This window comes from Streptomyces polyrhachis (genome assembly GCF_042663125.1).
GTDB classification, from domain to species: Bacteria; Actinomycetota; Actinomycetes; order Streptomycetales; family Streptomycetaceae; genus Streptomyces; species Streptomyces polyrhachii.
This window is the reverse complement of the sequence record NZ_JBHSZO010000071.1, coordinates 1-8,485: the sequence shown is the minus strand read 5'-3', so window position 1 is coordinate 8,485 and position 8,485 is coordinate 1. Positions and strand designations below refer to the sequence as shown.

The 8,485-nt window shown below is 74.0% G+C and carries 9 protein-coding genes; 8 read left to right on the top strand and 1 reads right to left on the bottom strand.

Translation table 11 applies throughout. The features are described from left to right. The 7 genes from ACFQLX_RS25415 to ACFQLX_RS25385 all read left to right on the top strand — a co-directional run. Window positions 1-669, top strand: a 669-nt coding sequence (locus ACFQLX_RS25415) for a tyrosine-type recombinase/integrase (protein ID WP_386418853.1), incomplete at its 5' end; no start/stop codon positions are given. Window positions 670-768: 99 nt separating this feature from the next. After that, the gene (locus ACFQLX_RS25410; RefSeq protein ID WP_386418852.1) at window positions 769-1,602 is read left to right on the top strand and encodes a M55 family metallopeptidase; all 834 of its coding nucleotides are present in this window, start codon (window positions 769-771) and stop codon (window positions 1,600-1,602) included. Continuing rightward, the gene (locus ACFQLX_RS25405; RefSeq protein ID WP_386418850.1) at window positions 1,595-2,968 is read left to right on the top strand and encodes a M20/M25/M40 family metallo-hydrolase; all 1,374 of its coding nucleotides are present in this window, start codon (window positions 1,595-1,597) and stop codon (window positions 2,966-2,968) included. The genes ACFQLX_RS25410 and ACFQLX_RS25405 overlap by 8 nt, the downstream gene beginning before the upstream one ends. Before the next feature lie 79 nt (window positions 2,969-3,047). Then, the gene (locus ACFQLX_RS25400) at window positions 3,048-5,033 is read left to right on the top strand and encodes a prolyl oligopeptidase family serine peptidase (RefSeq protein WP_386418849.1); all 1,986 of its coding nucleotides are present in this window, start codon (window positions 3,048-3,050) and stop codon (window positions 5,031-5,033) included. Beyond that, complete coding sequence (locus ACFQLX_RS25395) at window positions 5,030-5,974, top strand: S66 peptidase family protein (protein WP_386418847.1); 945 nt, start codon at window positions 5,030-5,032, stop codon at window positions 5,972-5,974. Before ACFQLX_RS25400 ends, ACFQLX_RS25395 begins: the two co-directional genes overlap by 4 nt. A gap of 95 nt (window positions 5,975-6,069) precedes the next feature. After that, a complete protein-coding gene (locus tag ACFQLX_RS25390; RefSeq protein ID WP_386418845.1) occupies window positions 6,070-6,321 on the top strand; it encodes a hypothetical protein in 252 nt (83 codons plus the stop codon). 25 nt (window positions 6,322-6,346) lie between these two features. Then, on the top strand, window positions 6,347-6,904 hold the full coding sequence (locus ACFQLX_RS25385; protein ID WP_386418844.1) for a GNAT family N-acetyltransferase: 558 nt from the start codon (window positions 6,347-6,349) through the stop codon (window positions 6,902-6,904). A 70-nt stretch (window positions 6,905-6,974) separates the two neighbouring features. On the opposite strand, the gene ACFQLX_RS25380 is transcribed toward ACFQLX_RS25385, so the two are convergent. Beyond that, window positions 6,975-7,772, bottom strand: a complete 798-nt coding sequence (locus tag ACFQLX_RS25380) for a methyltransferase domain-containing protein (RefSeq protein WP_386418842.1) — start codon at window positions 7,770-7,772, stop codon at window positions 6,975-6,977. Window positions 7,773-7,968: 196 nt separating this feature from the next. Between ACFQLX_RS25380 and ACFQLX_RS25375 the strand changes: the two genes are divergently transcribed. After that, window positions 7,969-8,241 carry a DUF6158 family protein gene (locus ACFQLX_RS25375; RefSeq protein ID WP_386418841.1) on the top strand — a complete coding sequence of 91 codons (273 nt, stop codon included), beginning with the start codon at window positions 7,969-7,971 and terminating at the stop codon, window positions 8,239-8,241. Window positions 8,242-8,485 lie beyond the last annotated feature (244 nt).

Sequence of the window (8,485 nt, the reverse complement as noted above, 5' to 3'; positions counted from 1 at the left end):
AGCGCCAGCATCGCGATCACAGCGAGCGACGACCCGTTACTGGGAAAGGCTCACTGGCTGTATGCGGGTTTCCTGCTCGCCCTTGTTATGGGGCTTCGCCGAGCAGAAGTGCGCGGGTTGCGCTGGTCGGATATCGACTTTGAGGGTCGCACTCTCCGGGTGCGTCAGCAGAGTCAGCGGATCAAGGTTGTCGGTAGGCCCATCGTGGATGTGGACTACAAGCCCAAGGGCAGGGGACGTAAGGGGAACAAGGGGTTGATCGGCCTGCCCGAGGTCTTGATCGTGCCGCTTCGGGAGCAGCGGGAGCGGCAGGATGGCCAGCGCTTGAGAGCTGGGGCTGCATGGGTGGAGGGCGGTTACGTGTTCACCGGCGACAAGGGGCAGCCGATGAACGAGGACGCCCTCGCCAGCGCTTTCAAGAGACTCTGTAGGACGCTGGGTCTCAGGGCCATCCGGCTGCACGACCTGCGCCACGGCGCTTCGACTCTTCTGGCCGACACAGGTGCGAAGCCGCACGAGGCTCAGGCGATCATGGGGCACAGTCACGTGGACACCACCCTGTCGGTCTACACCCACGCCGCGCTGCAGTCGCAGCGTGAGGCGCTGGACCGGGTCGGCGCGCTGCTCGGGGCCGAGAAACCGGCGCCGGTGGCTGATGGCGGCGGCTGATGTCGCAACTGCTGTCAGCAACTGCTGTCAGTGGTGTGTTCCTGTGGTGCCCTTATGGCCTCTGGCCTGGGGCTTATGGGGTGGGTAGGGTGGGGTCGCATGAAGATCCTGATCTCTGCGGACATGGAGGGCGCCACCGGCGTCACCTGGCCTGCCGACGTGCTTCCGGGCGGTGCGCAGTGGGAGCGCTGCCGGCCGATGTTCACCTCCGACGTCAATGCGGCCGCCCAGGGGTTCTTCGACGGCGGGGCCGACGAGGTGCTGGTCAACGAGGCGCACTGGACCATGCGCAATCTGCTGCTGGAGCGGCTGGACGACCGGGTGCAGATGCTCACCGGGCGGCACAAGGCGCTGTCGATGGTCGAGGGCGTCCAGCACGGTGACGTGGACGGCATCGCGTTCGTCGGCTACCACACGGGTGCCGGGGCCGAGGGCGTGCTCGCGCACACCTATCTGGCGAACTCCATCACCGGCGTCTGGCTCAACGGCGTGCGGGCCAGCGAGGGCCTGCTCAACGCCCACGTCGTCGCGGAGTACGGGGTGCCGGTGGTGCTGGTCACCGGGGACGACAGGACGCTGGACGACGCCCGGGGGTACGCGCCGCGGGCCAAGGGCGTCGCGGTGAAGGACTACGTCTCGCGGTACGCGGCGGTCTGCCGCACCCCGGCGCGTACGGCCGCCGACATCCGCGCCGCCGCGCGCGAGGCCGCCGCGCTGGCGGTGCGCCACGAGCCCGTCTCGGGCGGCCCCTTCACCATCGAGCTGGAGTTCGACGCCGAGCATCTGGCCGGCGCGGCGACGGTGGTGCCCGGCGTGGTGGCGAGCGGCGAGCGGCGCGTGGCGTACACGACGGAGACCATGTACGGGGCGATCAGGTGTTTCAAGGCCGTGACCACACTCGTCTCGGCAGCGGTGGAGGAGCAGTATGGCTGACACGGAGATGCGCGCGGCCCGGGGCGGGGACGCCGGGACCCCGGTGGACGGGCAGTCGCTGGACGAGGTGGTGCGCTTCACCTCGGAGCTGATCGCGATGGACACGACCAACCGGGGCGGCGGCGACGGCAACGAACGCCCCGCCGCGGAGTACGTGGCGCGGTGGCTGGCCGAGGCCGGCATCGAGCCGACGCTGCTGGAGAAGGCCCCCGGCCGGACCAACGTGGTCGCCAGGATCGAGGGCAGCGACCCGGGCGCCGAGGCGATGCTCGTCCACGGCCATCTGGACGTGGTGCCCGCCGACGCCTCGGAGTGGTCCGTCCACCCCTTCTCCGGGGAGGTCCGCGACGGCGTGGTCTGGGGCCGCGGCGCCATCGACATGAAGAACATGGACGCGATGATCCTCTCCGTGGTGCGCGGCTGGGCGCGTGCCGGAGTGCGGCCCCGGCGCGACATCGTGCTGGCGTTCACCGCCGACGAGGAGGCCAGCGCCGAGTACGGCTCGGGCTATCTCGCCGACGTCCACCCCGGCCTCTTCGAGGGCTGCACGGAGGGCGTCAGCGAGTCTGGCGCCTTCACCTTCCACGCCGGGGACGGGATGCGTATCTACCCGGTCGCGGCGGGGGAGCGCGGCACCGCCTGGCTGCGCCTCACCGCGCACGGCCGGGCCGGCCACGGCTCCAAGGTCAACCGGGAGAACGCGGTGAGCAGGCTCGCCGCCGCCGTCAGCCGGATCGGCGAGCACCGCTGGCCGGTGCGGCTCACCCCGACGGTGCGGGCCGCGCTGACGGAGCTGGCCGCGCTCTACGGCGTCGAGGGCGCCGCGGCCGACCTGGACGCCCCCGGCTTCGACGTGGACGCGCTGCTGGCCCGCCTGGGCCGCGCGGCCGCGCTGGTCGAGCCGACCGTCCGCAACAGCTCCAACCCGACGATGCTGGACGCCGGTTACAAGATCAACGTGATTCCCGGCTCCGCCACCGCGCAGATCGACGGACGGGTGGTGCCCGGCGGCGAGGAGGAGTTCAACGCCACGCTGGACGCCCTCACCGGACCCGACGTGGACTGGGAGTTCCAGCACCGGGAGACACCGCTGACCGCGCCGGTGGACTCGCCGACCTTCGCCGCGATGCGGGCGGCCCTGACGGAGTTCGACCCGGACGCGCACGTGATCCCGTACTGCATGTCGGGCGGCACCGACGCCAAGCAGTTCTCCCGCCTGGGCATCACCGGCTACGGCTTCTCGCCGCTGCGGCTGCCCGAGGGCTTCGACTACTCCGCGATGTTCCACGGCGTCGACGAGCGGGTGCCCGTGGCGGCCCTGCACTTCGGCGTCCGCGTCCTCGACCGCTTCCTGCGCGGCGCCTGATGGCGGCCCGCGCCCAGGCGTCCGCGCCCATCCCCCTGCACACCGGTTCGTACGACAGGACGACGGGAGTCCGCCCGCCATGGTGACCATCGCCCCCCACGGCTCCTGGGAGTCGCCCGTCAGCGCCGAGCTGGCCGCCGCCGGCGACGGCCGCCCCGAGCACCTGGGCGCCGTCGGCGACGAGGTGTGGTGGACCGCGCCGCGCCCCGCCGAGGGCGGCCGCCGCGCCCTGGTGCGCCGCCGCGCGGACGGCACGCAGGAGTCGGTCCTGCCGGCCCCCTGGAACGTCCGCAACCGCGTGCACGAATACGGGGGCACCCCCTGGGCCGGCATGTCCACCCCCGACGGGCCGGTGATCGTCTTCACGGACTTCGCCGACCAGCGGCTCTACGCCTTCGAGCCGGACTCCGCCAGCGCGCCCCGGCCCCTCACCCCGCTCGGTGCCGTCGGCGGCGGACTGCGCTGGTGCGAGCCGCAGCTGCGCCCCGAGCGGGGCGAGGTGTGGTGCGTGCTGGAGGAGTTCACCGGCGAGGGGCCCAGCGAGGTGCGCCGGGTGCTCGCGGCCGTGCCGCTCGACGGCTCGGCCGCGCAGGACCGCGGTGCGGTGCGCGAACTGACCGACGACAGCCGCCGGTTCGTCACCGCACTGCGCGTCTCCCCGGACGGCCGGCAGGCGGTGTGGATCAGCTGGGACCATCCCTCGATGCCGTGGGACGGCACCGAGCTGCGGATCGCGCAGGTCGGCGACGGCGCCCTGACCGGCGCGCGGACCCTGCTGGGCGGCCCGCAGGAGTCCGTCGCCCAGGCCGAGTGGCTGCCCGACGGCTCGCTTCTCGCCGCCACCGACCGCACCGGCTGGTGGAACCTCCACCGGGTGGACACGACCACCGGCGCGGCGGTCAACCTCTGCCCCCGCGAGGAGGAGTTCGCGGCCGGACTGTGGAAGCCGGGGCAGCGCTGGTTCGCCCCGCTGCCCAGCGGCCTCGTCGCCGCCGTGCACGGCCGGGGCGACACCCGCCTGGGGATACTGGACCCCCACACCGGCGAGCTGGCCGACGTCCCCGGCGCGTGGACGGAGTGGGCCCCGACGCTCGCCGTGCACGGCGAGCGGGTCACCGGCGTGGCCGCCGGCCCGTACACGGCCTACGAGGTCGTGGAGCTGGACACCCGCACGGGCCGCGCCCAGGTGATCGGCGCCGCGCACGAGGACCGGGTGGATCCGGCCTACTACCCACGGCCCCACCACCGCACCTTCGCCGGCCCCGGCGGCCGGGAGGTGCACGCCCACGTCTATCCGCCGCACAACCCCGAATTCGCCGCTCCCGACGGCGAGTTGCCGCCCTATGTGGTGTGGGTGCACGGCGGCCCGACCGGGCACGCGCCCCTCGTACTCGACCTGAGCCTGGCGTACTTCACCTCGCGCGGCATCGGCGTGGTCGAGGTCAACTACGGCGGCTCCACGGGCTACGGGCGCGAGTACCGCAACCGGCTGCGCGAGCAGTGGGGCGTGGTCGACGTGGCGGACTGCGCCGCGGCGGCCCGCGCGCTGGCCGAGGAGGGCACCGCCGACCCGGCGCGCCTGGCCGTGCGCGGCGGCAGCGCGGGCGGCTGGACCGCCGCCGCCTCGCTGACCTCCCCGCTCACCGAGGGGCTGTACGCCTGCGCGGCGGTGATCTACCCGATCCTCGACCTCGCGGGCTGGGCCTGCGGCGAGACCCACGACTTCGAGTCGCAGTACCTGGTCTCGCTGGTCGGAGAGCTGGCGGAGGTCCCCGAGCGCTTCGCGGAGCGCTCCCCGGTCAACCACGCCGAGCGGGTGCGCGCCCCGTTCGTGCTCCTGCAGGGCCTGGACGACGTGATCTGCCCGCCGGTGCAGTGCGAGCGCTTCCTCGCCCTGGTCGAGGGCCGCGGCGTGCCGCACGCCTACCTCACCTACGAGGGGGAGGGCCACGGCTTCCGCCGCGCGGACACCATGGTCTCGGCACTCCACGCCGAACTCTCCCTCTACGCCCAGACCTTCGGCTTCGACGCCCCCGGGGTGCCGCCGCTGGAGCTGAAGGGATGAGCGCCCCCGGCGGCCTGCGCCCGCTCGTGCGCCCCCGCCGGCTGCGCCCCGGCGACCGGGTGGCCGTCGTCGCGCCCAGCGGACCCTTCCCCCGCGAGAGCCTCGACGCGGGCCTGGACCTCCTGCGGGGCTGGGACCTCGACCCCTTCGTGCTGCCCCACGCCCACGACACCCACCCGCGCCTGGGCTACCTCGCCGGTACGGACCAGGCCCGCGCCCGCGACTTCGAGGCCGCCTGGTGCGACCCGCGTACGGCGGCGGTGTTCTCCGCCCGCGGCGGCTACGGCGCGCAGCGGATGGCCGACCTCGTCGACTGGCGGCGGCTGCGGGAGGCCGGACCCAAGCTCTACCTCGGCTTCAGCGACGCCACCGCGCTGCACGAGGCCATCGCCGTCCACCTCGGACTCGCCACCCTGCACGGGCCGATGCCGGCGTGGAGCGTCCTGGCCAAGGACGCCACCACCCAGGAGCACCTGCGCCGCACCCTCTTCGAGCCGGAGACCGTGCAGACGGTGACCTCGCCCACCGCGCGCTGCCTGGTCCCCGGCCGGGCGCGCGGCGTCACCCTGGGCGGCTGCGTCAGCCTGCTCGCCGCCGGTCTGGGCACCCCCGACGCCCGGCCGTCCGCGGCCGGCGGCATCCTGCTCATCGAGGACGTCGGGGAGGAGGACTACCGGCTCGACCGCATCCTCACCCAGCTCCTGCGCGCGGGCTGGCTGACGGGCGTGGCGGGCATCGCGCTGGGCTCCTGGCGGGACTGCGGCCCGTACGCGGGGGTGCGCGAGGTGCTGCTCGACCGCCTCGGCCCGCTGGGCGTGCCGATCGTGGAGGAGCTGGACTTCGGCCACGGCAGCCCCTCGCTCACCCTTCCCCTGGGCGTCCCGGCCGAGTTGGACGCCCAGGCGGCCACCCTGCGCTTCACGGTCCCGGCGCTGGCCTGACGGGGGCTTTCGGAAAGGCCCCGGAGGGCGCGTCCGCTCACCCGGTCGGACGCGGCCTCCCGGCGGGCGCGTCCGGCGTGCGCACATGCTGGACCATGGCGAAAAAGAAGCACAGGGGCGACCGCGACGACGTGGACAGCCGCTCCGGCAAGGGCAGCGGCCTCACCCCGGCCCGGGGCATCGCGATCGTCCTCGGCATCCTCGCCGTGGTGTTCATCTTCGAGAACACCACATCGACCAGGATCCGCGTGATCATCCCCGTGGTGAACACCCCCCTGTGGCTCGCCCTGCTGGCCGTGGGCCTGATCGGCGTCATCGTGGGCTGGTCCATGCGCAGCAGGCGCTGAGCAGGGCCCTTCGTATACTCGGCCGATGCCCGAACGGAACCTCCTCGCCCGGACCGACCGCACCGCCATCCGCCGCACCCGCCGGGAGGACGAGGCGCGGTGGCTGGAGGCGGTGCGGGCCAGCCGCGAGCTGCACCACCCCTGGCTGCGACTCCCCGACACACCCGAGGGGTTCCAGCGCTGGATGGACCGCTTCGACGGCTCCGGCGCGGCGGGCTTCACGGTCTGCGCGCCCGGCAGCGGCGAGCTCCTGGGCTTCGTCAACATCAACAACATCGTCCACGGCGGCTTCCGCTGCGGCGCCCTCGGCTACGGGGCCTTCGCCGCCGGCGCCGGCCGGGGCCATCTGACCGAGGGCGTCGGCCTCGTCGTCCGCCACGCCTTCGGCCCCCTCGGGCTGCACCGCCTGGAGGCCAACATCCAGCCCGGCAACGCGGCCTCCATCGCCCTGGTACGCCGCACCGGCTTCCGCCTGGAGGGCTTCTCGCCCGACTTCCTCCACATCGACGGCGCCTGGCGCGACCACGAACGCTGGGCGATCACCAGCGAGATGCCCCTCGGTACGGACGCGACAGGGCGATGACGCGCTCCTGACCGACGCGCCCCACGCGCCCCGCGTCCGCGCCGCAACCCCCCCGCGCCCCCGCGCGCACTCAGACGCGGCAGAGAACCTCCCCGTGCAGCACGCTGAACCACCCGTCCGGCGCCGCGCCCCACTCCCGCCACCCCGCCGCGATCCGCTCCAGCGACCCGGCGGTGGCGTGGCCGCCGGCCACCGCCAGCCCCGCGTAGGAGGAGGCGGTCGTACGGTCGGCCCACAGGCCGCTCCACCAGGCGCGCTCCTGCGCACCGCTGAAGCACCACACCGAGGCGCCCGCGGTGACCTCCGCGAAGCCGGCCTCCCGCGCCCAGGCCAACAGCCGCCGCCCCGCGTCCGGTTCGCCGCCGCCCGCCCGCGCCACCCGCTGGTAGAGCGCCAACCAGTCGCTCAGCACCGACAGTTGCGGATACCAGGTCATCGCCGCGTAGTCGGAGTCGCGGGCCGCGACCACCCCGCCGGGCCGGCACACGCGGCGCATCTCCCGCAGTGCCCGCACCGGTTCGGCGACGTGCTGCAGGACCTGGTGGGCGTGGACCACGTCGAAGCTGTCGTCGGGGAAGTCCAGCCGCTCCACGTCCCCGACGGCGAACTCCACGTTCGCCACCCCCCGCGCCGCCGCCTCCGCCCGCGCGTCCGCGAGCACCCCGGGAGCGGTGTCGACGCCGGTCACCCGGCCGGGAGCCACCCGGGCGGCGAGGTCGGCGGTGATCGTACCGGGGCCGCAGCCCACGTCCAGCACCCGCAGCCCCGGGCGCAGCTCGCCCAGCAGATAGGCGGCGGAGTTCTCGGCGGTGCGCCAGCGGTGCGAGCGCAGGACGGATTCGTGGTGCCCGTGCGTGTAGGTAGCCATGGGGGAACCCTAGAGTCCTTCTCGTATCGTGAACAGAATCGTCTCAACATGCAGACACACCGGGGGAAGCGGCAGCTCCGGTCGCACGCCCCGCGCTGACGAGCCGCACCGGGCCCCGTACCCGATCCTGTCCTCAGAGGACCGACCCGCAAGGCTCCGCACCACCCTCCGCGAGCCCCCCGGAAAGGACGCAGCGATGCCCGAGGCCGTCGAACCGCACACCCCGCAGGACGGCCGGAACGCCGCCGCCCACGGCGTCGACCCGCACGAGCTGGAGGACCACCAGCTGATCCACGAGCTGGAGACGATCCACCGCACCCGCCACGACACCCTCCTGCACGGCTCGCCGGCCGCCCTGGCCGCGCACAACACCCGCATGGCCGAACTGGAGGGCGAGTATCTGCGCCGCCACCCCGAACGCATGGTCGCCCTCGGCCGCACCCGCCGCGGCGCCCGCGAGCGCGACTGACCCCGGACCGCATCCGGTACCCCACCCGCACCGCACGCCCCCCTCACCGGCCCGGCGCAATCACCCCGGCGGGTCCCGGGCCCGTCTGCCAAGGTGGACGGACCGGCGTACACACCCCCGGCCGGAGCGCAGCGCACGCACCGCCGGCGCCCCGACGTCCTAGGTCCTGGAGAGCGATGGAGCCCACGGAGGCGCGCGAGGAGTGGACCGGCGCCGCACTGCCGGTGCTCCCCGACCTCGCGGC

What these genes read in the sequence shown, in the direction of transcription:
- ACFQLX_RS25410 (WP_386418852.1), top strand. Translation starts at nt 769, where the DNA reads ATGAAGATCCTGATCTCTGCGGACATGGAGGGCGCCACCGGCGTCACC.
- ACFQLX_RS25385 (WP_386418844.1), top strand. Translation starts at nt 6,347, where the DNA reads ATGCCCGAACGGAACCTCCTCGCCCGGACCGACCGCACCGCCATCCGC.
- ACFQLX_RS25405 (WP_386418850.1), top strand. Translation starts at nt 1,595, where the DNA reads ATGGCTGACACGGAGATGCGCGCGGCCCGGGGCGGGGACGCCGGGACC.
- ACFQLX_RS25400 (WP_386418849.1), top strand. Translation starts at nt 3,048, where the DNA reads ATGGTGACCATCGCCCCCCACGGCTCCTGGGAGTCGCCCGTCAGCGCC.
- ACFQLX_RS25375 (WP_386418841.1), top strand. Translation starts at nt 7,969, where the DNA reads ATGCCCGAGGCCGTCGAACCGCACACCCCGCAGGACGGCCGGAACGCC.
- ACFQLX_RS25380 (WP_386418842.1), bottom strand. Translation starts at nt 7,772, where the DNA reads ATGGCTACCTACACGCACGGGCACCACGAATCCGTCCTGCGCTCGCAC.
- ACFQLX_RS25395 (WP_386418847.1), top strand. Translation starts at nt 5,030, where the DNA reads ATGAGCGCCCCCGGCGGCCTGCGCCCGCTCGTGCGCCCCCGCCGGCTG.
- ACFQLX_RS25390 (WP_386418845.1), top strand. Translation starts at nt 6,070, where the DNA reads ATGGCGAAAAAGAAGCACAGGGGCGACCGCGACGACGTGGACAGCCGC.